Annotated in this window: 26 protein-coding genes; 12 read left to right on the forward strand and 14 right to left on the reverse strand. The window is 66.4% G+C overall.

The window, feature by feature from the left end; genetic code table 11:
• Positions 1-7: 7 nt before the first annotated feature.
• Positions 8-619: a TetR/AcrR family transcriptional regulator gene (locus VXJ37_RS16015; protein WP_331324027.1), complete on the reverse strand. Its 612-nt coding sequence runs from the start codon at positions 617-619 to the stop codon at positions 8-10.
• Between the two features lie 119 nt (positions 620-738).
• On the opposite strand from VXJ37_RS16015, the gene VXJ37_RS16020 reads away from it, so the two are divergent.
• The 4 genes from VXJ37_RS16020 (at position 739) to VXJ37_RS16035 (ending at position 3729) form a co-directional block, all read left to right on the forward strand.
• Positions 739-1296: an NAD(P)H-dependent oxidoreductase gene (locus VXJ37_RS16020; RefSeq protein WP_331324028.1), complete on the forward strand. Its 558-nt coding sequence runs from the start codon at positions 739-741 to the stop codon at positions 1294-1296.
• A 160-nt stretch (positions 1297-1456) separates the two neighbouring features.
• A complete protein-coding gene (locus VXJ37_RS16025; RefSeq protein WP_331324029.1) occupies positions 1457-2749 on the forward strand; it encodes an aminotransferase-like domain-containing protein in 1293 nt (430 codons plus the stop codon).
• 44 nt (positions 2750-2793) lie between these two features.
• A complete protein-coding gene (locus VXJ37_RS16030; RefSeq protein WP_331324030.1) occupies positions 2794-3222 on the forward strand; it encodes a universal stress protein in 429 nt (142 codons plus the stop codon).
• 171 nt (positions 3223-3393) lie between these two features.
• A complete protein-coding gene (locus VXJ37_RS16035; RefSeq protein ID WP_331324094.1) occupies positions 3394-3729 on the forward strand; it encodes a hypothetical protein in 336 nt (111 codons plus the stop codon).
• A gap of 46 nt (positions 3730-3775) precedes the next feature.
• Here the strand turns inward: VXJ37_RS16035 and VXJ37_RS16040 are convergent, their stop codons facing one another.
• From VXJ37_RS16040 to VXJ37_RS16060, 5 genes are all read right to left on the reverse strand, one after another.
• On the reverse strand, positions 3776-4393 hold the full coding sequence (locus VXJ37_RS16040; RefSeq protein WP_331324031.1) for a phosphatase PAP2 family protein: 618 nt from the start codon (positions 4391-4393) through the stop codon (positions 3776-3778).
• Positions 4394-4396: 3 nt separating this feature from the next.
• Positions 4397-5881 carry a dihydrolipoamide acetyltransferase family protein gene (locus VXJ37_RS16045; RefSeq protein ID WP_331324032.1) on the reverse strand — a complete coding sequence of 495 codons (1485 nt, stop codon included), beginning with the start codon at positions 5879-5881 and terminating at the stop codon, positions 4397-4399.
• A gap of 7 nt (positions 5882-5888) precedes the next feature.
• Positions 5889-6869, reverse strand: coding sequence for an alpha-ketoacid dehydrogenase subunit beta (locus VXJ37_RS16050; RefSeq protein ID WP_331324033.1), 981 nt, complete (start codon positions 6867-6869; stop codon positions 5889-5891).
• The gene (gene pdhA / locus VXJ37_RS16055; protein ID WP_331324034.1) at positions 6869-8101 is read right to left on the reverse strand and encodes a pyruvate dehydrogenase (acetyl-transferring) E1 component subunit alpha; all 1233 of its coding nucleotides are present in this window, start codon (positions 8099-8101) and stop codon (positions 6869-6871) included. Before pdhA ends, VXJ37_RS16050 begins: the two co-directional genes overlap by 1 nt.
• Before the next feature lie 150 nt (positions 8102-8251).
• Positions 8252-9370, reverse strand: a complete 1119-nt coding sequence (locus VXJ37_RS16060; protein ID WP_331324035.1) for a histidinol-phosphate transaminase — start codon at positions 9368-9370, stop codon at positions 8252-8254.
• A 104-nt stretch (positions 9371-9474) separates the two neighbouring features.
• Here VXJ37_RS16060 and VXJ37_RS16065 point away from each other — a divergent pair, with 104 nt between their 5' ends.
• Positions 9475-9900: a phage holin family protein gene (locus VXJ37_RS16065; protein WP_331324036.1), complete on the forward strand. Its 426-nt coding sequence runs from the start codon at positions 9475-9477 to the stop codon at positions 9898-9900.
• Between the two features lie 193 nt (positions 9901-10093).
• Positions 10094-11011 (forward strand): hypothetical protein, encoded by a 918-nt coding sequence (locus VXJ37_RS16070; protein WP_331324037.1) that lies wholly within the window; start codon positions 10094-10096, stop codon positions 11009-11011.
• A 59-nt stretch (positions 11012-11070) separates the two neighbouring features.
• On the opposite strand, the gene VXJ37_RS16075 is transcribed toward VXJ37_RS16070, so the two are convergent.
• Both VXJ37_RS16075 and VXJ37_RS16080 read right to left on the reverse strand, forming a co-directional pair.
• Positions 11071-12417 (reverse strand): hypothetical protein, encoded by a 1347-nt coding sequence (locus VXJ37_RS16075; protein WP_331324038.1) that lies wholly within the window; start codon positions 12415-12417, stop codon positions 11071-11073.
• A complete protein-coding gene (locus VXJ37_RS16080) occupies positions 12417-12704 on the reverse strand; it encodes a hypothetical protein (protein WP_331324039.1) in 288 nt (95 codons plus the stop codon). Before VXJ37_RS16080 ends, VXJ37_RS16075 begins: the two co-directional genes overlap by 1 nt.
• Positions 12705-12889: 185 nt before the next feature.
• Here VXJ37_RS16080 and purB point away from each other — a divergent pair, with 185 nt between their 5' ends.
• Both purB and VXJ37_RS16090 read left to right on the forward strand, forming a co-directional pair.
• The gene (purB, locus tag VXJ37_RS16085; RefSeq protein ID WP_331324040.1) at positions 12890-14332 is read left to right on the forward strand and encodes an adenylosuccinate lyase; all 1443 of its coding nucleotides are present in this window, start codon (positions 12890-12892) and stop codon (positions 14330-14332) included.
• A 134-nt stretch (positions 14333-14466) separates the two neighbouring features.
• Positions 14467-15144: a histidine phosphatase family protein gene (locus VXJ37_RS16090; RefSeq protein WP_331324041.1), complete on the forward strand. Its 678-nt coding sequence runs from the start codon at positions 14467-14469 to the stop codon at positions 15142-15144.
• Here VXJ37_RS16090 and VXJ37_RS16095 read toward each other — a convergent pair.
• Both VXJ37_RS16095 and VXJ37_RS16100 read right to left on the reverse strand, forming a co-directional pair.
• Positions 15141-16133 (reverse strand): serine/threonine-protein kinase, encoded by a 993-nt coding sequence (locus VXJ37_RS16095; RefSeq protein ID WP_331324042.1) that lies wholly within the window; start codon positions 16131-16133, stop codon positions 15141-15143. The genes VXJ37_RS16090 and VXJ37_RS16095 overlap by 4 nt on opposite strands.
• 378 nt (positions 16134-16511) lie before the next feature.
• A complete protein-coding gene (locus VXJ37_RS16100) occupies positions 16512-17027 on the reverse strand; it encodes a MarR family winged helix-turn-helix transcriptional regulator (RefSeq protein WP_331324043.1) in 516 nt (171 codons plus the stop codon).
• A 159-nt stretch (positions 17028-17186) separates the two neighbouring features.
• Here VXJ37_RS16100 and VXJ37_RS16105 point away from each other — a divergent pair, with 159 nt between their 5' ends.
• The gene (locus VXJ37_RS16105; RefSeq protein ID WP_307309185.1) at positions 17187-17690 is read left to right on the forward strand and encodes a GNAT family N-acetyltransferase; all 504 of its coding nucleotides are present in this window, start codon (positions 17187-17189) and stop codon (positions 17688-17690) included.
• 71 nt (positions 17691-17761) lie between these two features.
• Positions 17762-18196, forward strand: a complete 435-nt coding sequence (locus tag VXJ37_RS16110) for an acyl-CoA thioesterase (RefSeq protein WP_331324044.1) — start codon at positions 17762-17764, stop codon at positions 18194-18196.
• A gap of 51 nt (positions 18197-18247) precedes the next feature.
• Here VXJ37_RS16110 and VXJ37_RS16115 read toward each other — a convergent pair whose 3' ends face one another.
• On the reverse strand, positions 18248-19303 hold the full coding sequence (locus VXJ37_RS16115; protein ID WP_331324045.1) for an FAD-dependent monooxygenase: 1056 nt from the start codon (positions 19301-19303) through the stop codon (positions 18248-18250).
• 57 nt (positions 19304-19360) lie between these two features.
• Between VXJ37_RS16115 and VXJ37_RS16120 the strand changes: the two genes are divergently transcribed.
• Positions 19361-19900 carry a TetR/AcrR family transcriptional regulator gene (locus tag VXJ37_RS16120; RefSeq protein WP_331324046.1) on the forward strand — a complete coding sequence of 180 codons (540 nt, stop codon included), beginning with the start codon at positions 19361-19363 and terminating at the stop codon, positions 19898-19900.
• A 25-nt stretch (positions 19901-19925) separates the two neighbouring features.
• Here the strand turns inward: VXJ37_RS16120 and VXJ37_RS16125 are convergent, their stop codons facing one another.
• From VXJ37_RS16125 to VXJ37_RS16135, 3 genes are all read right to left on the reverse strand, one after another.
• Entirely contained in the window at positions 19926-21113 is a 1188-nt protein-coding gene (locus VXJ37_RS16125) for a 4-hydroxybenzoate 3-monooxygenase (protein WP_331324047.1), read from the reverse strand.
• Between the two features lie 113 nt (positions 21114-21226).
• A complete protein-coding gene (locus tag VXJ37_RS16130) occupies positions 21227-21970 on the reverse strand; it encodes an IclR family transcriptional regulator (RefSeq protein WP_331324048.1) in 744 nt (247 codons plus the stop codon).
• Between the two features lie 101 nt (positions 21971-22071).
• Positions 22072-23136, reverse strand: a complete 1065-nt coding sequence (locus tag VXJ37_RS16135; protein WP_331324049.1) for an FUSC family protein — start codon at positions 23134-23136, stop codon at positions 22072-22074.
• Positions 23137-23289: 153 nt separating this feature from the next.
• Between VXJ37_RS16135 and VXJ37_RS16140 the strand changes: the two genes are divergently transcribed.
• Positions 23290-24126 carry an ACT domain-containing protein gene (locus VXJ37_RS16140; RefSeq protein ID WP_331324050.1) on the forward strand — a complete coding sequence of 279 codons (837 nt, stop codon included), beginning with the start codon at positions 23290-23292 and terminating at the stop codon, positions 24124-24126.
• Positions 24127-24271: the final 145 nt, after the last annotated feature.

A 24271-nucleotide genomic window follows, 5' to 3' on the forward strand; every position in this document is an offset into this window, starting at 1 on the left:
GCGTACTCTACGCGGCCATTACAACCCGTGTGACAAGATCGCGCCACGACACTGCCAACCGTTCAGTTGTGACGCCATGTTTACGGATGAGATGCAGGAGCCGCTCCGGGTCCAGGGTGGCGGTCAGCGATCCGGCCATCAGCCACGGCTCCGGTGAACGGAAGCCCGCCTCGACAAGCAGCATCTCCACATGGCGGTTCCAGAGAGCAACGGCGGGGACCTCGAACCTTCCCCTGGCTGCGTGTCCGGCGGCCAGGACCAGGTCCCCGTACTCCACCACGTAGGCAATCCGCTCGGCCCCAAAGGCAAGGAGGCGGTCCAGTGGCGGGGCGCCGGGTCCCAGCGGCGGCGGCCCGAACAGGAAGCGTGCCTGGAAGGCGGCCTCGGAGTCGTCCAGGAGGGTCAGCATGAGTCCGGCCCGGCTCCCGAACCGCCGGAAGACCGTCCCCTTGCCCACACCTGCGCGCTCCGCCAAGCGGTCCATGGTGAGGGCGGCCACGCCACCCTGCTCAATGAGATCGCGGGCGGCCAACAGGAGGCGCTCCCGATTCCTGGCGGCATCACTGCGTTCCGCGGCTGCTGCCGGCGTCATGTCCGGGCGCACTGGGATGGAACTCACAAGGACAGTGTAGTCATCGGGAATACAAGCGGACCGCGGTCCGTTTAGTCTGGTGAAGGCTCCCCGAGCCCCAGTTTCGACCGCAAGCGGCCCCCGCCGCCCAGCTACCAGGAGTTCCCATGACCAAGAGCACAGTCCTGACCCTTGTCGGCAGCCTCCGCGCCGAGTCCACCAACCAGAAGCTGGCCGAGGCAATCCAGCTCAACGCCCCCGAGCAGGTTGACGTGGTCATCCATGAAAGCCTGGGCAACATCCCGTTCTACAACGAGGACATCGACGTGGAGGGCAAAGTTCCGGCTGCCGCAGCGGCACTGCGCGCAGCAGCTGAGAAGGCCGATACCGTCCTGCTGGTCACCCCCGAACACAACGGCACCGTTCCCGCAGCCCTGAAGAACGCCATCGACTGGCTGTCCCGCCCCTTCGGCGCCGGTGCACTGTCAGGCAAGCCGACTGCCGTGGTGGGGACGGCGTTCGGCCAGTACGGCGGAGTCTGGGCCCAGGACGAAGCCCGCAAGGCCGCCGGCATCGCAGGCGCCCAGATCCTTGAGGACGTAAAGCTCGCCGTCCCGGGCTCCTTGGTTCGCTTCGCCGAGGTCCACCCTAAGGATGACGCTGAGGTGGTGGAGCAGATCAAGGGCATCTTCGACACCCTCGCCGCTTCCGCGCCGGCAGCCTAGCAAATCCTGCCCCGCACGGTGCCCGGTACGCGTTCAGCGTGCCGGGCACCGCCCGTTTCACCGCCCCCCCCGTTCCGCAGCCAGCCTACGTGTCCCTGAAGTAGCAGCACAGATAAACAAACGTTGCTTTACGGACAACGCCTGGCTGTATCCTGACTCTGTGACCCACGAAACACTTGACAGGTCCGCAGGCACCCTCCCCGCGGAGGCCATTGACGCTATCGAGCGCGCCGCCACGTCGGCCCACCGCCATGACGAGCTGTTTTCGGAACGCGCAGCCAACATCCGCCAGTCCGCTGTGCGCGATGTCTTCGACATTTCCATGCGGCCCGGCCTGGTGTCCCTTGCCGGCGGAAGCCCGTACCTGCAGTCCCTTCCCATGGAGCGGCTGGCAGCGACGGCAGCCAGGATCATTGCAGAGGACGGCCTTACCGCCCTCCAGTACGGCGCTGGCCAGGGTACCGCCGAACTCCGGGCGCAGATATGCGACGTCATGTCAGCGGAAGGCATCGTGGATGGCCGCCCCGAAAACGTGGTGATCACTGCAGGGTCCCAATCGGCACAGGACGTGGCCACCAAGCTGTTCTGCAACCCGGGCGACGTGGTGCTGGTCGAGGACCCCACCTATGTGGGCGCATTGAACACATTCGAGGCCTACCAGGTCCAGGTGGAGACCGTGGAAATGGACCGGGATGGCCTGGTGCCGCACCTTCTGGAGGCGCGGATAGCCGCCCTCCAGCTTGCCGGAAAGACCATCAAGTTCCTCTACACGATTCCCAACTTCAACAACCCCTCAGGCATCACCCTGGCCAAGGAACGAAGGCAGCAGGTGGTCGATATATGCAGCAGGGCGAATATCTTGGTGCTCGAGGACAATCCCTACGGCCTGCTTCGCTATGAGGGCGATCCCCTCCCTCCCCTGCGTGCCGGCAACCCGGACGACGTCATCTACCTGGGCTCCTTCTCCAAGATCTTCGCTCCGGGCCTTCGCATCGGCTGGGCCCTGGTGCCCGAGCACCTGCAGCGCCGCTATTACCTTGCGGCGGAATCTGTAACGCTCTGCCCGCCGGCCTTCAACCAGATGCTGGTCTCCGCCTACCTGCGCGACTACGACTGGAAGGGACAGATTGCCACCTACCGGGGACTGTATGCCGAGCGCTGCCGCGCCATGCTGGCCGCCCTCAAGGAGTACATGCCCGCCGGAAGCACCTGGACCAGCCCGCAGGGCGGCTTCTTCGTCTGGGTGACGCTGTCTGAGGGTGTTGACACGTACCCGCTCCTGCACAAAGCGATCGACGCCGGCGTCGTGTTCATCCCCGGCGCCGCCTTCACGCCATCGGACGAGCCATCCAACAAACTCAGGCTCGCTTTCAGTGCCGTGCCTCCAGACGCCATCGCCGAAGGGGTGCGCCGCCTGGCGCCGGTGCTGCAGGAAGCCATCGCCGCGCTGTAGCGTAAGCCACACGAGAGCCGACAACCGAACAAAGGAACATGCATATGGCTGGAATCATCGTTGTAGGGGTGGACGGCAGTGAGACCGCGAAAAGGGCGGCAGAATCCGCAAGGGACCTGGCCGCAGGCATGGACGCTTCGCTGCACGTCGTCTCAGCCTTCGACAGCGACCGCACGGAGGTCTTCGGCAGCGGCAGCGACCGCTGGATCGTTTCCGACGCCGATGCCGCCGAGCAGGTGGCCCGCACCGTGGCCGAATCACTGGGCCGCGACACCCCCGTCACGTATTCGGCAGCCCGCGGCCGCCCCGCCGACGCCCTCATCAAGGAAGCTGTGCGGATGGACGCACGCATCATCGTGGTGGGAAACCGGCGCATGCACGGCATCGGCCGGGTGCTCGGCAGCGTGGCCAACAGCGTCGCCCACAACGCCCCCTGCGACGTATACATCGCCAACACCTACGACGCCGAGTAAGCCAACCGCCGGGGAGTAACCCGGAACACCCCCCGTGGTGGCGGATATCGCTGCGGGGGGTGTCCGTTCTCACCGCCCTAGCACCCTTTCAGCTGATGGCGCAACGATAAAATTGAGTAGGCCCCCAACGGCGTGGACTCCGAAGAATCCACCTCCAGCGAAGGGCTTACCTTGCTCACTCTGCAGCGCCGCCAGCTTGTTGGCCACGATATCCTCCTGGCCCGCCATGGCAACCACATCAGCTCCATGCGGGTGGACCGCAGCAATGACCGGGTGGTGGCCCTGCTTGATGACGGCAGCCTGGACAGTGCACCGAACCTCATCAGCCCCAATCTGCAGCTGCCGCCGACCGTACGCAGCGTCCTGCGCGAGGACTGGAAGATGCTGAGCGCATGGGCCGGCATGGCCGCTCTGGTGGGTGGCCTGATGACCGCCGCCGCAGTGGTGCTGGGAACCACGGCCGATCCCGCGATCCTCGACGCCCTGAGTTCCTACAACGCCTACTAGGCCCCGCGCCCCTGAAGAGCTGCCCCGCACGGCAATGGGGCGTTCTTCAGTTCACCATCCAGCCCTGCAGCAGCCACCAAATCCCGGCCATCACCACGCCACCGAAGAGCGAACCGGCCACCACCTGCGCCAGGGAGTGGGCCCGCAGAACCACCCGCGACCAGCTGACCGCAGGGATCAGCAGCAGCAGCGGAGCCCACGCAGAACCCAGCATCAGCACCGATACGACGGCGGCGCAGGACATGGCAGCGGCATGGCCACTCATCTTCCAGAAGGGGCTGACGGCGGCCATGACGGCTACGCCGCCCACCACCGCCAGGACCATCGCAACCACGGCCGGGGGCGCCCCAACTGCGTTGAGCACGAGCAACCCCACGGCGATGCTGCCCAGCGCCATCAGGAGAACGGGCGCACGCTGCTTCCGGTCGCTCACATGGTGGTCCGTCACCTTCCCCAACCTGACCAGGACCAGCAGCGCCACAAGCGGCAGCACGCAGACAAAGAGGGCCGCCAGCGCTCCGTATCCAATGGTCCCGGGGAATCCAGGCTGTGACAGTGGACTGATCAGCAGCTGCAGGCTCACCACCACCGGTGGCTGGAGGACCTCTGTCACCCATGTGGCCGTGCGGTTCTTCAGCCGGATTGCGCCGTTGGTCGCTGTCACCGCCTAGTCCAGGAGCAGCGCGGGCTCTTCCAGGATGGCCGCGACGTCAGCCATGAAGCGGGCCGACAGGTCACCATCCACCACGCGGTGGTCGAAGGATCCGCCCAGCGTTGTGATCCAGCGGGGAATCACCTCGCCATCCAGGACCCAGGGTTTCTGCTTGATGGTTCCGAAAGCAACGATTGCCACCTCGCCGGGATTGATGATCGGAGTCCCCGTGTCAATGCCCAGTGCACCGATATTGGTAACGGTGAGCGTCCCGCCCTGCATCTCCGCCGGCTGCGTCTTGCCGGCCCTGGCAGTGGTGGCCAGGTTGTTCAGCGCCAGGGCCAGCTCCTTGAGCGACAGGTCCTGGGCGTTCTTGATGTTCGGCACCATCAGGCCGCGCGGTGTGGCTGCGGCAATGCCCAGGTTCATGAAGTGCTTGACCTGGATCTCGGCGCTGCCGTCTCCGTTGTCCACCCAGGCTGCGTTCACGCTGGGGTTGCGGGCGGCAGCCCAGATGACGGCCTTGGCCAGGATGAGGAGCGGGGAAACCTTGATGCCCTCAAAGTCGCGGGAGGCCTTGAGCCGCTTGACGAACTCCATGGTGCGGCTGGCGTCAACGTCCACGAAGATGCTTACGTGCGGTGCAGCGAAGGCTGATTCCACCATTGCCTTGGCCGTGGCCTTGCGGACGCCCTTGACCGGAATCCGCTCCACCCTCTGGTCCTGCGGTTTTCCCGCCTTGCCCCAGAAGCCGGTCGCCTTGTCCAGTTCGGCATCGCGCTGCGCCTGGTAGCTGACCAGGTCCTCACGGGTTACCTCGCCCCGGGAACCGGTGGCGACGACGTCGGCAAGGTCGATGCCAAGGTCGCGGGCAATCTTGCGGACCGGCGGCTTGGCCAGGACGCGGTTGACCAGGCCTGTGATGGTGCCGCCGAAGGTGGGCCGGTTGTCGACGGCGGCCGCGGCGTCCGCGGACACCGCGGCAGGGGTGCGGGGCTGGACAGGCTCCACCTGGGGGGCGTTGAGCGTCACGGCGGACGCCGGACTGGCGGCGTTTGAGCCGGTCGAAATCCGCGGGCGCCGCTTGACGGCGTCGGCCTTGGGGCCTGAACCCACCAGCGGACCGCCGGCCGGGGCACTTCCGTCCGAACCGCCGTCGGGCATTTCCTCCCCTGCCACGTCCTCCGGCAGCTTCCCGTACAGCGGCTGGGCCGGCGCCTGCGGGGCCCGGACATCCGCGGGCGTGGGGTCGCCGGCCACCTGGTCGGTGACGCTGATGATGGCGGTGCCGACGTCGACCGTCACCCCTTCCTCCACCAGCAGCTCCGTGACGGTCCCGGCAAACGGGGATGGCAGTTCCACAATGGACTTGGCGGTTTCGATCTCGCACAGGACGTCGTTGATGGCGACGGTGTCTCCCGGCTTGACCTTCCAGGAGACGATTTCCGCTTCGGTCAGGCCCTCGCCGACATCGGGCAGGTTGAACTTGTTCAGGGTCATGGTGTCCTCAGTAGGAGAAGGCGCGGTCCAGCGCCTCCAGGATGCGGTCGATGTCCGGAAGGTAGTCTTCCTCCACCTTGGCAACGGGGTACGGCATGTGGAAACCGCCGACGCGGATCACCGGCGATTCAAGCGAGTGGAAGGCGCGTTCGCTGATGCGGGCCGCGATTTCGCCGCCGATCCCGCCGAACGTGGGCGCCTCATGCGCCACGACCAGGCGGCCGGTCTTCTGCACTGAGGCGGTGACGGTGTCGAAGTCGATCGGCGAGATGGACCGCAGGTCGATGACCTCGACGCTCCGGCCATCCTCAGCTGCGGCGTTGGCAGCCGCAAGCGCCACGGGAACCAGGGGGCCGTAGGCAACGACGGTTGCATCCGTGCCTTCACGGAGCACGTGCGCCTTGAAGGGGTCTTCCGCCGGGCCCTGGTCCTCGACGTCCACCTCGCCCTTGAGCCAATAGCGGCGCTTGGGTTCGAAAATGATCACGGGGTCCTGGCAGGCGACGGCCTGCTGGATCATCCAGTAGGCGTCGTGCGGGTTGGACGGTGTGATGATACGGAGGCCCGCCGTGTGGGCGAACAGCGCCTCAGGGGACTCGGAGTGGTGCTCCACCGAGCCGATGCCGCCGCCATAGGGGATCCGGATCACTACCGGCACAGTGAGGTTGCCGTGGCTGCGGGCATGCATCTTTGCCAGCTGGGTGGTGATCTGGTTGAAGCCGGGGAAGACGAAACCATCGAACTGGATCTCGCAGACCGGGCTGTATCCGCACAGGGCAAGGCCGATTGCGGTGCCGATGATGCCGGATTCGGCCAGCGGCGTGTCCACCACGCGGTCCGGGCCGAACTCGCCGATCAGCCCGTCGGTGACGCGGTAAACGCCGCCCAGCGGGCCGATGTCCTCGCCCATGAGCAGCGATTTGGGGTTGGCGGCCAACGTGGCACGAAGGCCTTCGTTGATGGCCTTGGCGATGGTCATGGTGGGCATCAGTGGCCTGCCTTTGCTGCCTGTCCGGCGGTCTCTTCCCCGTCGGCGAATCCTGCGCTGTACTCCTCAAACCACGCCAGCTCCTCGGCCACCAGGGGGTGCGCTTCGGCATAGACGTTGGCGAAGGACTGCCGGATGTCGGGGTTTTCCAGATCGTGGGCGGTGCGCCGGACGTAGGCGGCGAGATCGTCACCGTCGGCCTTGACCTTGGTAAAGAAGGCGTCGTCGGCCAGGCCTTCGGCACGCAGGTACTTCTCAAGCCTGGCCAGCGGATCCTTGGCCCGCCAGGCGTCCTCCTCCGCCGACTGGCGGTACTTGGTGGGATCATCGGCGGTGGTGTGCGCGCCCACCCTGTAGGTGAAGGCTTCGATCAGGACCGGCCCGTTGCCCTGGCGGGCATGCTCCAGCGCCCACTCGGTGACCGCGTGCACGGCGATGACGTCGTTGCCGTCCACCCTTATGCCGGGGAAGCCGTACCCCTTGGCCCGGTTGGAGAGGGGAACCCGGGTCTGGACGTTGGTGGGAACCGAGATGGCCCAGTGGTTGTTCTGGCAGAAGAACACGACCGGGGCCTTGTAGGAGGAGGCGAAGACCATTGACTCGTGGACGTCGCCCTCCGAGCTGGCACCGTCGCCAAAATAGGCGATCACCGCGGCATCGGGCTTCTCGCCTGCGGCCTCCGATGCGGCGGCGAGCTTCTGGTCCCGCTGGATGCCCATCGCATAGCCAACGGCGTGGAGTGTCTGTGCCGCCAGGACCAGCGTGTACAGGTGGAAGTTGGTGTCCTTGGGGTTCCAGCCGCCGTTGGACACCCCGCGGAACTGGCGCAGGAGTTCGGCAAGGTCTACGTTGCGGGTCAGTGCGACTCCGTGCTCACGGTACGTGGGGAAGATATAGTCCTGCGGCTGGCTGGCCCGGCCGGAGCCGATCTGCGCTGCCTCCTGTCCGGTAAGCGGCACCCAAAGGGCCAACTGGCCTTGCCGCTGCAGGGCGGTTGCCTCGACGTCGAACCGGCGGATGGCAGCCATGTCGGCGTAGAGGCCGCGCAGGTCCTCAGGGGTGAGCTTGTCCGCATATCCGCTGAACACCGGATCGGTGCCCAGTTTTCCGTCAGGTGCGAGCAACTGCACCATCTGGGCCGGTGGCTCGCCCATGACGGCTTCAGCATCAGCTTCCCGCTGGTCGTCTACCGCTGTTCCGTCGAACTCGGTGGAAGGCAGATGAGTGCCCATACCGTTCTCCTCGCTTGCCGCATCCGGATGCAATGCAATGTCGCTGGGATATATGCCGCAGAGGGAATACATTCCGTTTGCGGCATATACATTGGCTTACTGATCCTAACTTTATCTTCGGTAAGTAGCGGGAGGGCTACTTGTTAAGTGCTAGGAAGTTGCGGGCGCCTTTGTATAGTCGGCACACAACTCAAGGAAGCGGGTGTTGGCCTCGGGTTCACCGATGCTGACCCGGACGCCTTCTCCGGCGAAAGCCCGCACCGAGAGGGCCCGCGAGCCTGCGAGCTCAGCGAAAGCTGCACTTTCAGCCCCGAGGGCAAGCCATACGAAGTTCCCCTGGGGATCGGGGATGGTCCATCCGAGCTTCCGGAGGCCCGCGGTTACGCGGTCCCGTTCGTCCACGAGTTTTTGTACCCTTTCCACAACCTGGGGGTAATTCTCAAGGGAAACAATTGCCGCCGCTTCGGCTATCTGGGACACGGCGAAGGGTGTTGCCGCCACCCGAAGGTACTGGGTCAGTTCCGGGTGGGACACGCTGTAACCGACCCGCAATCCGGCCAGGCCGTGGGCTTTGGAGAACGTCCGGAGGACCACCACGTTGCGGTATTTGCGGTACAGGTCTATCCCGTCCACGGCGTCCCGCGCCCTGACGAACTCCTGGTAGGCCTCGTCGATCACCACCACTACATCTGCCGGGACCGACCGGATGAAGGCCTCCGTTTCTGCTGCGGTGAGGGCCGGGCCGGTGGGGTTGTTGGGCGTGCAGAGGAGGATGACTCTGGTGCGGGCACTCACGGCGGCCGCCATGGCTTCCAGGTCGTGCCGCCCGTCCGGGGTCAAGGGGACGCGGACGCTCTCGGCCCCTGCCAGGCCCACGCTGATGGGGTATGCCTCGAACGAGCGCCAGGCATAGATGACCTCGTCGGCTTTGCCGTCGTCATTCTGGCCGGCGAAAGCTGCGAGGATCTGGTTCAGGGCACCCAGGCTTCCGGCGCCGGTGACGATGTCACCGGCGGGAACGCCCAGGAACCCCGACAGCGCCGCACGGAGCTTGCTGCTCAGCGGGTCCGGGTAGCGGTTGAAGTCCGTCTGGTGTGAAATTGCATCAAGGACGGCCGGAATCGGCGGCAGCGGGTTCTCATTCGAGGACAGCTTGTAGCTGGCCAGTCCGCTGACGGCGGCAGGCGGCTTTCCTGCCGCGTAGCGGGGCAGCCGGCTCAGCACCGGGCGCGGCGGAACTCCGCCCGCCGCGGTCTCAGATGAAGTCATGGCCCCTAGCCTACTTCCAGCCCCTGCGCGGAGCCGGGGAGTGGCCGAGTGAATTTAGTGGCTGGCGCCGGCCGCTCGACAGGACCATATGGAAGCATAGTGGCATGGGTTCGTTCCTCCTTCGGGTCATCGTTAACGCCGCAGCCCTCTGGGTGGCCAGTTGGGTCCTGCCGGGCATGGACATTTCCAGCACTGCGGCATCAGACGCCGTGGCCCGGAGCGGTATTTCGCAGGACACCCAGACCGTGGGGATTGTCCTGGCTTATCTCTTCATCGGCCTCATTTTCGGCGTGGTGAACGCATTCGTGCGGCCGCTGGTGCGATTGCTTGCGCTTCCCATCACCATCCTGACCCTTGGCCTTTTCGCGATCGTCATCAATGCAGCGATGCTGTACCTGACGGCCTGGATCAGCAGTTACACCCCGGTGCACCTCACCATCGACTCCTTCTTCTGGACTGCCGTCCTGGCCGCAATCATCATTTCCCTGGTTTCACTGGTGGCGGGGCTGCTGCCGGGCGGCCGGCGCTGACCGTCCTCCAACGGCCTGCCCGTCCGAGTACGTGGGCGCCCGGAAACAGGTACCCAACAGGTGCCAATCACCGTTACAGCTCGCCGAATTCCAGTACCGGCCACCCATGACCCTGCAGCGGCCTGCCTTCTAGGCTGCAAGCCGGGCCGGCAAATGGCCCGTACTGTCAGTTCCGGAAATTTGGGGGCCACACATGAAGCCCATAAAAACCCTGCTCGCTGCCTGCCTGCTTCTTGCCTGGCCAGGGGCCCCGGCCTTCGCGGATGCCGGGGCCGGCAGCACAGTGCCCGTGGCCGCGGCGATGGGCAACGACATCTCCTGGCCCCAATGCGGTGGTGATCTTCCTGCCCCCTCTGCCTTCGCGGTGGTGGGCGTCAATGGAGGGCGGCCTGACACGGTCAACCCCTGCCTGGCTGCCCAGCTTGTCTGGGCGGACCAAAGCGGAGATCCACAGGGGGCCAAGCAGGCTGCTGTCTATGTGAACACTGCAGCCCCAGGGCCGGTGGAGTCCCTGTGGTGGCCCGCAAACAACACCTATCAAGGCGTGGAAGTCGCGAGTCCTTACGGGATGTGCGGCGGGGATGCCTCTCCGGCCTGCGCGTTCATCCATGGCTACGCCATGGCGTCCGGCGCCGCGGCCGCTCTGAAGGACGCGGGCGGCAATGCTGTGCGGCAGATGTGGTGGCTGGACGTCGAAACCGGTAACAGCTGGCAATGGGACACGGCAGTCAACACGGCGGAGCTGGAGGGCATGACTGCTTACCTGCAGGGGACAGGGGCCGAAGTGGGCATCTACTCCTCTGGGTACCAGTTCAGCGAGATTGTGGGCGACGTCAGTCCGCGCAGCAACCTGTACCACCTCCCGAACTGGCTGGCGGGCGCCTACTCCGCAGAGTCCGCGCAGGAGTATTGCGCTGCCGCCCCTTTGACCCCGGGTGGAACCGTCACCACCACGCAGTTCACGGCAGACGATCTGGACTATGACTACCGCTGCCCTTCCGCCGCCCCGGAGCCGGAACCGGCTCCTGCACCGGCTCCCCAGCCGGCTCCTGCACCGGACAAGACGCGCTCGAATGTGTTCGCCGAACTGCACGCTGCTCAAATCTCGTAAGTCCGGCCGCCGCGCGCAGACCGGGCATCGGGTCCCGCGGTTTCACGCAGGCCGGTCGCTTACCGGGCACCCGGCTGCGGCCGTCCGGGAAAGGGGTCCCGGGGGTCTTTGGGAACCGGGGGCGGCGGGGTCTTGGACAGGGAGAAACGCGTGGCAGTGGCAGCACCGCCCGCACCCAGGACAGCACCCAGCGCCGCCGTGGACTGAACCAGTGACGGATCCGTGCTGGTTCCTACCTGGCGGGCCGCCTCTTCATAGCCACTGAGGCTGTGCCCTGGCCCCAGGCCGGCGTCTTCTCCCCCGCGCACATAGAGGTCGTTGGTCATGGTGACGGTGACCTGGTTCCGCGTGTCCCGGTTGGGCATACCGTCACTGCCCGGCACCCAGTCAGTGCGGTGTTCCAGGTGAAGTGTGGTGACGTCCGGGGGAGGCGTTATGCGCGAAATCGGCGACCCTGCAGTCAGGACATATTTCATGGTGTACTCCTTGAGGAAGGCCTCGTCGGTTGCCAGGTTCATGGCGTGGATTCCCCCCTGGCTGTAGCCGACGGCAACCACGTCTGCTCCCTGTTCCGCACCGGACGCCCGCAGCGACTGGAGGACCGCGGCGTTCACGCGCTCAGAGCGGGCGCCCATGCCGTCCACGATTCCGCCAAGATCGAAGGGATTGGCCCCTCCGTCAGCCTCGTTCACCTGGGTCCCGGGAACCACCACGACGTACGCCTTGCGGCCCCCGGCATCCACCTCGATAACTTCGATGCAGCCACTCCCGCGCTCCTCAAGCAGCCGGACGCGCTCAAGCAGACCGGCAGGGCTTGAATCCAGGTTGATGCGCACGCTTTCTTCCTCTGTTGCCGTGACCGGTCCCGTACTCAGGGAGGGAATGTTTTGTTCAAGAACGGGTTTGATCCAAGGAAGCAAAGTCACAGCATTTGCCACCAACATCTCAGTTGCAGCGCCGTTGAGGAATCCTGTTCGCCAGAAGTCCACGTGCTTTTGCAGCTCCACTGCAGGACCGGACACCCCCAGCATCCGCTTCATGTGGGCGGCAGAATCCGCCATTCCGTAGTCCCACCTGCAACTGCGCACCTGCCCACTGATCCGCTGAAGTTCCAGCCGGACTCTCTGCACCGCGTCCTGTGCCTCACCCACGGCAACCAGGGCGGCGGTTCCCGTGACGCGCGGCTGGTTCTGGTGAGCGCCAAGCTCCTGCCACGCGGCGAAAAGATCCACCTCGACAGCGGCGAGCCGTGCTGCGAGCGCGTCCAGCTTGCCGGCCCCCACGTCCAGCTCTTCCAACTGCACCGTGATGCCGCCCACGCCCCCGGAGATTGCCAGGTCACCGTCAGGTGGCGGCGGTGAAACCTGGATGGGCCCTCCGGACCCGGAGGGCGTTGCGTCCGCCATCAGAACCGGTCGCCGGGTGAACAGTCGGACGTCAAGGCAGCATTCGCATGTGCTGCCACTGCGGCAGCCGCCTCCCGGATCCGCTCAACCGCACGCCGCGCCGCAACCGCCTGCAGGCTCACTGCATCGCGATAAGCCCGGCCGGCGGCTGATTGCCAGTCGACCATCTGGATGTCGTGGAACCTGTCCAGTATCTCGTCGACCATTCCGGCACATTGCTCTACCTTCCTCGCCACCCGCTGCACTTCAAGGCTCGCGCGCAGGCCGCCGCCCCAGATCTCGTCCATCAGAACTCCCCCTCCCCCATGCCACAGCCCGCAGCCCCGGCCTTGGCCTGGCCATCGCCCCGGGGCTGCCTCTGTCCACGCTAAGGAAGCAGCCGCCCCCAGGTAAGCGCCGCCGTCGGCTATGTGGACAAGTAACGTGGACCGCACGCTTAAGGCGCCGCCTGACTTCATGAAAGAATCAGTACATGCCTGAAACTGCCGCCACCGCTGATACCCGCACGCCCTCAGGACGCCTGGCCCTCGCCGCGTCATCGGAGAAAATCGCGCTTGGACCCCTCGACGGCCGTTACCAGGCCGCCGTCGCGCCCCTCGTGGACTACCTGTCCGAGGCAGCACTGAACCGTGACCGCGTGGCCGTGGAAGTCGAATGGCTCATCCACCTGACCAGCAACAGCGTCCTTCCCGGCGCCGGACCGCTCAGCACAGAACAGCAGGACCAGCTCCGCGCGATCGTCACGGAGTTCGATGCCAACTCAGTGACGGAACTCGCCGAGATCGAAGCCGTCACCGTCCACGACGTGAAGGCCGTGGAGTACTACATCGGCCGCCGCCTGCCCGCCATCGGCATCGAAAACCTGACCGCGATGGTCCACTTTGGCTGCACCTCCGAGGACATTAACAACCTCTCCTACGCCCTCGGCGTCAAAGGTGCCGTGGAGGACGTGTGGCTGCCCGCCGCCCGCAAGCTCGTGGCGCAGATCAGCACCATGGCCGAGGAAAACCGCTCCGTACCCATGCTGTCCCGCACGCACGGCCAGCCGGCCACCCCCACCACCCTGGGCAAGGAACTGGCGGTCATCGCGCACCGCCTGACCCGCCAGCTCGACCGGATTGCCAAGACCGAATACCTGGGCAAGATCAACGGCGCCACCGGCACCTACGCCGCCCACGTTGCCTCCGTCCCCGGTGCCGACTGGCAGCAGGTATCCAAGTCGTTCGTCGAGAGCCTGGGCCTCACCTGGAACCCTTTGACCACGCAGATCGAAAGCCACGACTGGCAGGCCGAGCTGTACGCCGACGTCGCGCGCTTCAACCGCATCCTGCACAACGTCTGCACGGACATCTGGAGCTACATCTCCATCGGCTACTTCGCGCAGATCCCGGTTGCGGGCGCCACGGGTTCGTCCACCATGCCGCACAAGGTCAACCCGATCCGCTTCGAGAACGCCGAGGCCAACCTGGAGATCTCCTCCGGCCTGCTGGACGTCCTGGGCTCCACCCTGGTGACCTCCCGCTGGCAGCGCGACCTCACCGATTCCTCCAGCCAGCGCAACATCGGCGTCGCCTTCGGCCACTCCCTGCTGGCCATCTCGAACGTTGCCAAGGGCCTGGAGCGCCTGGACGTTGCCGAGGACGTGCTGGCCGGGGACCTGGACACCAACTGGGAAGTCCTGGGTGAGGCCATCCAAATGGTGATGCGCGCCGAGGCGATCGCCGGCGTCGAAGGCATGGAAAACCCTTACGAGCGGCTGAAGGACCTCACCCGCGGCCAGCGCGTGGACGCGGCCCGCATGCAGGAATTCGTGCAGGGCCTGGGCCTTTCCCCGGAAGCAGAAGCCCGCCTCCTGGCGCTTACGCCCGGCAAATACACCGGCATCGCCGACCAGCTGGTGGACCACCTGAAGTAAGGCCACGGGCAGGGCAAAACGTACGACGGCGGCGCCGGGCTCCCAGCGGGCCCGGCGCTTTCCTTTTGCCCCGGCAGCGTGGCGAACGGCACCGAAGCAGGCACACCACCGCGGCCCAGTGGGAAACTGGGAACATGAAACTGCTCCTGATCCGCCACGGCGAAACGCCGGGCAATGTGCTGGGCCAACTCGATACCGACCACCCGGGACCCGGACTGACGGAACTCGGCGAGCGCCAGGCCGAGGCAATGGCCCGGTCGCTGGCCAACGAGCGCATCGGGGCCCTGTATGCGTCCACGCTGATCAGGACACAGATCACCGCTGCCCCGCTGGCACGGCTGCAAACGCTCGATGTTGAAGTCCTGGACGGGTTGCACGAAATCGAGGCCGGGTCCCTCGAGAAACTCACGGACCACGAATCCCACAAGCTCTACATGGGAACGGTTATTTCCTGGGCGGCCGGTAACCTGGACCGGCGCATGCCTGCCGGCCCGGACGGCCACGGCTTCTTCGAACGGTTCGACGCCGCCATCGCACACGTGGTGGAGCGGGCCGAACGGCAGCAGCACCGCACCGTCGCAGTGGTGAGCCACGGTGCGGCCATCCGCACCTGGGCGGGCCTGCGGGCCGACGGAGCGGACCACGAATTCGCTGCCCGCCATGTCCTGGCCAACACCGGGATCGTGGCCCTGGAGGGCGGCACGGATACGGGCTGGAAGCTGATCCACTGGGACGGAAGCCCGGTGGGCGGCCTGGCCCTGGCAGACCCCACGGCAGAGGATCCGACAGGACGGGACGTGGCGGCGCCCTAGGCCTGCTGCCGCTTGCGCCTCGCCGGGAACACCGGCATTGCCGAACACGGGCGGACGGCGGCCCGGCTGCGAAGGGTACCTTCCCCGCGCTGGAGGCTTGGGCGGGGCTTGTTACTTGAATCCGTTGACGGCGCCACCTGGATGAAGCGGGCGGCCATCGCGGCGGCCGCTGCCGCCGTCGGGCGCTCATGGGGATTCATGGCGGTGAGGTGACGCAAGAAAACGCTCCAGTCGCCGAGGGTCTCCGGAATCTCCGGCGACCGCAGGGTACGGGCCACCAGGGACTCGATGGCAGTCCCCGGGAATGCCTTGGCGCCCGTGAGGAGCTCCAGCAGCACGAGCCCCATGGAGTACACGTCCCAGGAAGGATCTGTTGCCCCGCCTGCTGCTTGCTCCGGACTCATGTAGTGGACGGTTCCGGAGGAGATGCCGGGTTCCGGAGCCGAGCCCGCTGCCGCTGCGATCCCAAAGTCGATGATCCTTACCGGGCTTCTTCGCAGCCCGCTGAGCATCAGGTTGGCAGGTTTGATGTCGCGGTGCACCAGCCCCCTGGCGTGCAGGTGCGCAAGCGCGTCGAAGAGGCCGCGGGCCCAGCGTGCTAAATCACCGGGCTGGGGGCGCTGCACCCGGCCGGCTTCGGCCAGGCTGGCCCCCAAAGCAAGTTCCTCCACCAGGAAGGGCCGCCCCGACAGCGGGTTGCCGCCGCCGGGCATGACCCCGTGCGCAATGAGCCGCACAATCGAGGGGTTCTTGAGCCCGGCCAGGACCGCGGCTTCGTTGCGGACCCGTTCGTGCTGCTTGGGGCCGTTGGCTGCGGCGATTTTGACGGCGACGTCTGGGCCGCCCTCCAGGTCCACCGCACGGAAGACTTCGGCGGCAGAGCCCCGGCCCAGGCGTTCCCTGAGCTGGTAACGCCCGGAGAAGGGAGCGCGCCCGTCCGTTTCGAGGGCCGGTCGCGGGGCTGGCCGGGTTGCTTCGCTGACACTCATGCCGTCAGGGCCATGGACGCATGATCGTGACGTGGTCCGGCGAAGCATGCATCCAGCTGGAAGCCGCAGCTGCAACGCCACACGGGGGGAAGCTCGGTGGCATGGGCCCCCATGGACGCAAATGTGTAGCTGGTGCCCTCCCACCCAAGTGCCGGTGTGACGAGCTCCATGCGTGCGCCGCAGTGGACCGCCGGTTCTCCCTGCGGCGCAGTGGTGCCGTCCAGGGAGGAAGGGGTCAGGCCCGGAACTGGGGCACCCAAGCGGGCATCAGGCGGCGAAACTTCAAGGAAAGTAACCAACACACTCACGACTCCGTTGGGAAGCAACAGCAGGAACAATCGTAAGCTTACATATAACTAGCCTAACTAGCTAGTCCGGCTAGTGAACTTTTAATTCTTCACTTTCGTGCACCTGGAGTGATTCAGTCATCCGCTGGAGGAAATCGACCACGATGCGGGCTTCCTCCGCGGACAGGCTCTCCGCAACGGTCATCATGCGGCGGTGCATTGCGCCGAGGGTCTCGCGCACCTCTTTGTCCGATTCACCCGTGGGAACGACAACCACGGAACGGCGGTCGGTGGGGTGCGCCTCCCGGCGGACGTGCCCACTCGCCACCAGGCGGTCGATGAGCGAGGTGGTGGAGGCGCTAGTAATATTGAGGAACTTGCTGAGGTCCTTGGGAACAACCTGCTTGCCCGAAGCCTGCACCCTCAGGAGGTACCGCAGGGCGAGGATGTCCGTCTCCCCCATCCCCATGGAGTCCCTGGTGCTGCGGCGGATTTCAGTCTCGGCCGCCCTGTAGTCCCGCAGTGACTTCAACACCGCCGCACTGTAATCCAGCTGCCCGTCGGGTCCGTACCAGTAGCCGGATCCCTCGTTGCCCGTAGAAACCATGGCATCATTCTAGACCAACTGATAACTAGGCTGCCAAGCGACCTAGCGGCCGCCAGCGGGCTGCGAAACGTTATCCGGGCCCTAACGGACGGGAAACACCGGCGTAACCGCGGCCCCATAGCCTTGTGAGGCATACCCCTCCGGCGAATCGAGGCAGTCATGCAGACCAATCCCAGGCTCAACATCCGCCAGGTTTCCTGGTCCAATCCCGTCGGCGCCGACCTGCGCCGGGCCCAGCAGGCCGAACTGGACGCCCGCTTTGGCCGGGCCGACCACGAACCCGGGCCACCGCCGTCGGGAGCTGACTGTGCCGTGTTCCTCGTTGCGTACGACAAGGGCTCGGGGCAGCCCGTGGGGTGCGGCGGACTTCGCCTCCTGGATGGATCCACTGCGGAAATCAAACGCCTGTACGTCCTGCCCTACACGCGGGGCTCCGGGGTTGCGAGCTCCATCCTGGCAGCCCTCGAAGCAGAGGCATTCCGGCAGGGCATCACCCGCATCAAGGCCGAAGCAGGATCCGCGCAGCCGGACGGGCGCAACTTCTACCAAAATTCCGGGTTTGAACCGATCCCGAACTTCGGCCCGTACGCCGGCGTGGAGCACTCGTACTGCTACGCCAAGAGCATCAATGCCCACAGTGCCGCCCAGACCGCCATGGCCTGACTGCCGTTCGGCACCAGGCCCCCATCGTCATACGGGTCCGGCAGGCGGCCCCGTTCAGCTAACCTCGGCCTATGGAAACAGCCGACATCACTTTCCGGACCCGCAAGTGGGTCCGGCCAGAGGACCTTAACGCCAACGGGACGCTCTTCGGCGGCAGCCTGCTGAAATGGATTGACGAAGAGGCCGCCATCTACGCCATCCTCCAACTCGGCAACGGGCGCGCAGTCACCAAGTACATCTCGGAGATCAATTTCGTCAGCTCGGCTGTCCAGGGCGACCTTATCGAGATGGGCCTGACAGCCACCCGGTTTGGCCGCACCTCGCTGACCATGAGGGCCGAAGTCCGGAACATGATCACCAGGCAGAGCATCCTCACCATCGAGGAAATTGTGTTCGTGAACCTGAACCAGGACGGCAAGCCGGAGCCGCACGGCTACACAGAGATCACCTACGACCGGGACCGCATCCCCACCCACCACCTCAGCGGGACGGCGCCCAAGGATTGAACGCAACCAACCCAAGGGCGGAAGCGGATTCCCCGCCCCTTGCCCTGCTGATCAACCGCCGGCATGTCCGCCGACGGCGGGAGATTCCTTCCGCCGTCGGGCCACGTTGAGCAGGGCGTCACGGACGGGCTGGCCACGTTCCGCCAGCGCCACCCGCATCATCGCCGCCGAGGCGCGGCTAAGCGCCCGGGTCGGCAGCCACCGCTGCCTGTTGTAGGCGGCAAGTGCCTTCCCACGCGGCAGGCTGTTCAGGAGATCTGCCAGCGTGACAGCATCCACCAATGATTCACACGCGCCGCGGCCGAGGTTGGGCATCATGGCATGGGCGGCGTCGCCTATCAGTACCGCAGTGCCGCGGACGTAGGACCGCAGCGGGGGCGTGGTCCAGATCCGCTGGGCAAGGGAGAGTTCCGGGACCGCGGCGGCAAGCACCGCGCGAATGGCGGGAGCGTGGCCGGCAAAGCGGCGCCGGGACTGTTCAAGAGCCTCCTCAACGTCTATGCCGTTGGGGCCAAGCCCGGAGCGCCAGCTGCCATACCAATTGGTTCCGCCCGGGGACGCTGCGATGCCGAACAGGTCCCCGCGCCCCCAGTATTCGCCCACCTCATCGGGATTGACCGGCGCGGGGATGGTGCCCCGGACGGCAAGGCAAGAAGTGACCCTCGCATCCGTCCCCGCACCCCAGACCTGGTGGCGGACCAGGCTGTGAACTCCGTCGGCACCCACCACCAGGCCCTCACCGTCCGGCAACGACCGCAGGTGGCTGCTGACGCGGCGGACGCTGCCCGGGACGGCCCGGTCGAGGAGCGTCAGCAGGTCAATCCTGGACATCCCAAACAGCTCGCCCCCGTTGACCGTGGCCCAGGGCTCACCAGCCGCATCGCGGATGGACCCGCTGCCCAGGACGGGGCTGACCGCACGGGCCTGGCCCAGGATGCCGATCCGGGCGAGGGCCCGCTGGGCATTGGGCCACATAGCAAGGACGGTGCCAACGGTGGGCAGCTCCGGCCTTTTCTCGTAGACCGTGACCTGAAAACGGTCCGGTTCCAGGCAGGCGGCGAGGGCCAGCCCTGCGATTCCACCACCAACGATCGAGATCGTTTCCATACCCCAAATTCTACTACTTTTGTAGTTCATTGGAAGGGGTCGCATTACACTGAACCCATGCCCGACCGACGCACCCAACTGCTCGACGCAGCACTCACCGTCGTGGCGGACAACGGAATGAAGGGCCTCACCCACCGGGCAGTGGACGCGGCCGCGGGCCTGCCCGAAGGCACCACGTCCAACTACTACCGAAACCGGGCAGCACTGGTGGAAGCAGTCCTGGACCGCCTGCTCCAGCTGGACGCCAAACTTCTGCAGGACGTGGGCCCGGCAGGGACCCCACGGGATGTCGACCAGCTGGCAGGACAGCTGGCCGGGATGGTGCTGGCGCTTTCCCGGCAGCATTCAGGGCTTACCCGGGCCCGGCTGGCCCTTTCACTGGACCGTCCCGAAGCCGTAACCGCCGGGCACCGCCTGCTGCTCGGCGGACTCGAACAGATGCTGGCCACACTTGGAGTGCCGGCCCCGGCGGCCCGGGCACGGGACGTGGCGGATTACGCGGACGGCGTCCTGCTGCACCTGCTCACGGTGCGGCGCGACGACGATCCCGACCCCGAAGCCATCGCCGCCACCATCCGGCGCCTGCTGGGGTACTGACCCCCCGGCCGCCGTCGTCCTCCTGTCAGGAAGCTCCGGGCCAGCCCGTGTAAGCCTCGGCCAGGTAGGCCATGCCGTGGCGGGAGGAGACCACCGACTTCAATTCGCCGAGCTGCCGGGCACGGGAGAAGTCGTCGGCGCCCGCGGGGGTGTGCAGCATGGTGGTCATCCAGTACGAGAACTGCTGCGCTTTCCAGACCCGGTCCAGCGCCCGGTCGCTGTAGGTCTCCAGGAGCGCGTCGGAGCCGGAGTTGTAGTGGCTGTCCAGTCCCTCGAAGAGGACTTTGACGTCATTGATGGCCAGGTTGAGGCCCTTGGCGCCCGTCGGCGGCACCGTGTGGGCGGCGTCGCCGGCCAGGAAGAGGTTGCCGTGGCGCATGGGGGTGTGGACGAAACTGCGGAACGGCAGCACCATTTTCTCCAGGACCGGGCCTTCCTTGAGCTCAAAGCCATTGCCGTTGACGCGGCTGCGGAACTCGGCCCAGATCCTGTCGTCATCCCAGTCCGCCACGTTTTCCCTGGGGTCGCACTGGAAATACATCCGCTGCACGGTTTGGGTGCGCTGGCTGATCAGGGCGAAGCCGTTGGCCGAGTTGGCGTAGATGAGTTCGTCTGAGCTGCGCGGCGCCTGGGCCAGGATGCCGAACCAGGCGAAGGGATATTCATGGAAGTACCACTTGCGGCAGCCCTCGGGTATCTGGACCCGGCAGTGGCTCCGCGATCCGTCGGCGCCCACCAGGAAGTCGGCCTGGATCTCGAACTCGACGCCGTCGGCATCGGTGAACCAGACCTTCGGTTTTCCCTTCAGGTCATGGACGGACGTGTTTGTGACGCTGTAGCGCACGTCGCCGCCATCATCCTTCCGGCGCGCGGCAAGGTCCAGGAAGACGTCCGTCTGCGGGTACAGCCACACGGACTCCCCCACCAGGTCCTTGAAGTCGATGCGGTGGCTTTCGCCGTTGAAGCGCAGTTCGATGCCGTCATGACGGTCGCCGTCGCGCAGCACCCGGTCCGAGACGCCGCTGTCCACCAGCAGGTTGACGGTCCCGTGCTCCAGGATGCCGGCACGCACGGTAAGGGCGATGTCCTCGTGGCTGCGGATCTCGATCACCGTGGACTCGATCCCTGCGGTGGCCAGCAGGTGGGACAGCATCAGTCCTGCGGGACCGCCTCCCATGATGGCCACCTGGGTGTTGATGACTTTGCGTGCCATGTTCTGTTTCTCGCTTCATTGCGGGCCCGCGGGGGCGGTACCGGAGTGGTTCGTCTGCCCACCAGTGTGGGTGAAACTCCGTGAGCGGCGTTACACCGATTCCGTTGAATGGTTCAGGAATCGGCAAGCTGCCGGGCGATGCCCCGGGCGGCCGTCTGCAGTGCCGGCACCAGGGCCTGCAGGCGCATCTCGCGGAGGGGAACGACGACGCCGAGTGACGCCACGGCGCGCTGCCTGCGGTTGAGGATGGGCACGGCGATGCCCCAGGTGTCGGGGTCCACCACGGCCTTGAGCTGCGCGAACCCCTGGCGGTAAGTTTCGGCGAGCAGCATCCGGACGGCGTCGGGCCCGGCATTCCCCTCGGGATCGGCAAACTGGCCGAGGTATTCATCCTGCACCGACCTGTCCTGGTGGGCCATCAACGCCAGCCCTGCGGACGAAATGTGGACGGGCATCCTGCCTGCCACCTGGGCCCGGTTGGCCACCGAACCCCTTCGGGACAGCCGCTCGACGAACAACGCCTCCCAGCCGTCCAGGACGGCCAGGTTCACATTCTGGTTCAGGACCTGCTGGATGTCCTCCATGAACGGCATGGCGGCCTGCCGAAGGGCGAGAGTGGGGGACGCCCTGTTTACCAGCTCCCACAACCGGACGCCGGGGCGGACCGTGCCGCCGGGCGCGGTCTCGAGCAACCGGTGGGCGGCGAGTTGGCCCACCAGCCGGTGCGTGGTGGTCAGCGGCAGGCCCGCCCGCTGGGCAAGTTCGCTGAGCTGCAGGGCGGAGACATCCTGCGGGAAGGCGGAAATCAGCCGGACGATCCGGTCCACCACCGAATCACCGGACCGTGAATTGGCCACCGCTGACACCCGCTTCCATTGAATGGGAATCCAGCGTACCGCGGAAAGGACGCGGCACGGTGCGGGGCAGCCCCTGGCGGGTGGGTCAGTCGGGCAGGCGGTCAGGCCGTCGTCGCGCGCTGCCTGGCACGGCGCCACGCGGCGGGGGCCAGCACCACGGCGATGCCGACGGCGGCGCCAATGACGGTCTCGATGATGCGGTCGCGCAGCAGGATGGATGGCGAGGCGGGAACCACCAGAAGCGTGGAGACCAGCGCCAGTGGTGTCACGAAGACCTGGGCCAGGAGGTACTGGCGGATGATGAACATCTCTGCTCCGAACTGGCAGAGCGCCATCACCAGCACGGTCTGCCAGGGCTGCAGGCCGATCAGCAGGACCGCGGCCAGGACCAGCAGTCCCAGGACGGTCCCGATGATCCTTTGGATGCCGCGGCGTACCCGGTGCCGGGTGGTATGGCCTACCAGGGGAACCACGGCGGCCACCATGGCCCAGTAATTGTGCCCGAATCCCAGCCGGCCGCCTGCCCACGTGGCCAGCGAGCCGGCGAGTCCCGCCGCCACCAGGTAGCCGAACCCTTCCAGCCACGCTGTTCGCTTCTCAGCGGGGGTCCGCCGGATGCGGGCAGGCCTGGCCCAGGGGGTCCGGTGGCTGGAAAGGATCCGGGAGGAGAAGCCGACCAGCAGGGCGAACACCGTGGTCAGGACCGCCACCAACATGCCCTGCCACAAGGGTGGCTGGTTGGGAATCGAGGCGATGGCGGCAAACGCGAAGATGTGGAAGAGCGAACCGGCCGGCCGCAACCGCAGCCAGGAGATGGCGACGGAACAGGCCCCGGCCACCAGCGTGGTGGCCAGGACCAGCAGCCAGGTATGGGTGGCGGCGTCGAGCCCCCAGGCAGGCCCCATCCGCGCCGCGAGCGCCGCCAGGAAGATCACCAGCAGCATCAGCAGCCCGGCCCGCAGCTGCAGCACGAAGCGGACCGCGTGTGGTTCGCCGCGGCCGTAGATCCCGGCGAAGGCGCCAAAAGACGCGAAGATTGCCAGGTCCAGCCTGTTAAGCAGCACCAGCGTGATGAGGGGGACGAAGACGCCCACCGCGCACCTGAACGCAGGGTGGTGGTCCTTGTTGCCGGGGCCAATGCTGAACATTTCGGCAAACATCTTCACGGGCAGCGCCTTCCTGGGGGTAAATACTGACGGGCGGCCGCGCTGACGTTCCGGGTAAATCCTACGGAGCAGGGCGCCGAAAGCCCCGGCGCGTTCCCATGAATGGAATCGGAAGGCAACGCGGCGGTAACAGCGCCGCACGATGCTTGATCCATGAAGCGCCTTCCCCACAACACGCCCGCCGCCGAGCTGCGCTGTGAGGTGTGCGGCCAGATGCCCGAACCGCCCAAGGGGCGCCTGACCCTGGCGAACGTGGCGGCGATGCTGCCCATCGAGCTGCTGGTGCATGCCCTGGTACTGGAGGCCCACCTCCCCTACGTGGCGAAAGTGCTGGTGCTGACCTTCACTGCAACGGTCCTGGTGATCTGGGTGGCCGAGCCCTCAGCCGCCCGGATCCTGCTCCGCTGGCTGCACGCACCGGCCCTGCGGCACCGCCGGCAGCTGGCGGCAGCCCCATCACTGTGGCGCGCCCGGACAGTGCTGCGGGACCAGCCCGGTTCACTGCAGCGGATCACACGCGCGCTGGCACGGCTGGACACCAACATTTTGAGCATCCACGTCCACCCCGTGCCCGGTGGCGTCCTGGACGAGTTTGTCCTTTCCGTGCCGGGCGACGTGGGCGAGAGTGAGTTGGTTGCGGCACTGCACGACGGCGGCGGAACAGGCGCACATGCCTGGCCCACCACGGCGCTGGCCATGGCGGACGGGCAGACCGGGGCGCTCAGCCTCGCGGCCCGGATCGCCGCCGCCCCCGAGGAACTGCCGCTGGCGGTGGCCGAGCTGCTGCATGCCCGGATCGTCCCGTCGTCGGACGCCGGCACCAGGGCCGCCGACGACGGGACGTACCTCAAGATCCCCACCGCATGGCACGGGCCTATTGCCTTTTCCCGGCCCGGGGAACCCTTCACGCCGGCAGAATCGGCCCGCGCCCACCGACTCGCGGAGCTGGCCGAGATCCTTTCCCATCGGCGGAGCGACTCCCCGGCATAGCCATCCGCGGGCAGTCACAATCCGTTGGCACGCCGTCGCGGTGCGGGCACAGCAAGAAACTCTTGACAGTGGCGGGAGTCACTCTTACCTTTGATTTTGGGATCCCAAATTGGGATCCCAAAAACGCGGCAGCACCCGGCGCTCC

Source organism: Pseudarthrobacter phenanthrenivorans, assembly GCF_036455295.1.
GTDB classification, from domain to species: domain Bacteria; phylum Actinomycetota; class Actinomycetes; order Actinomycetales; family Micrococcaceae; genus Arthrobacter; species Arthrobacter phenanthrenivorans_C.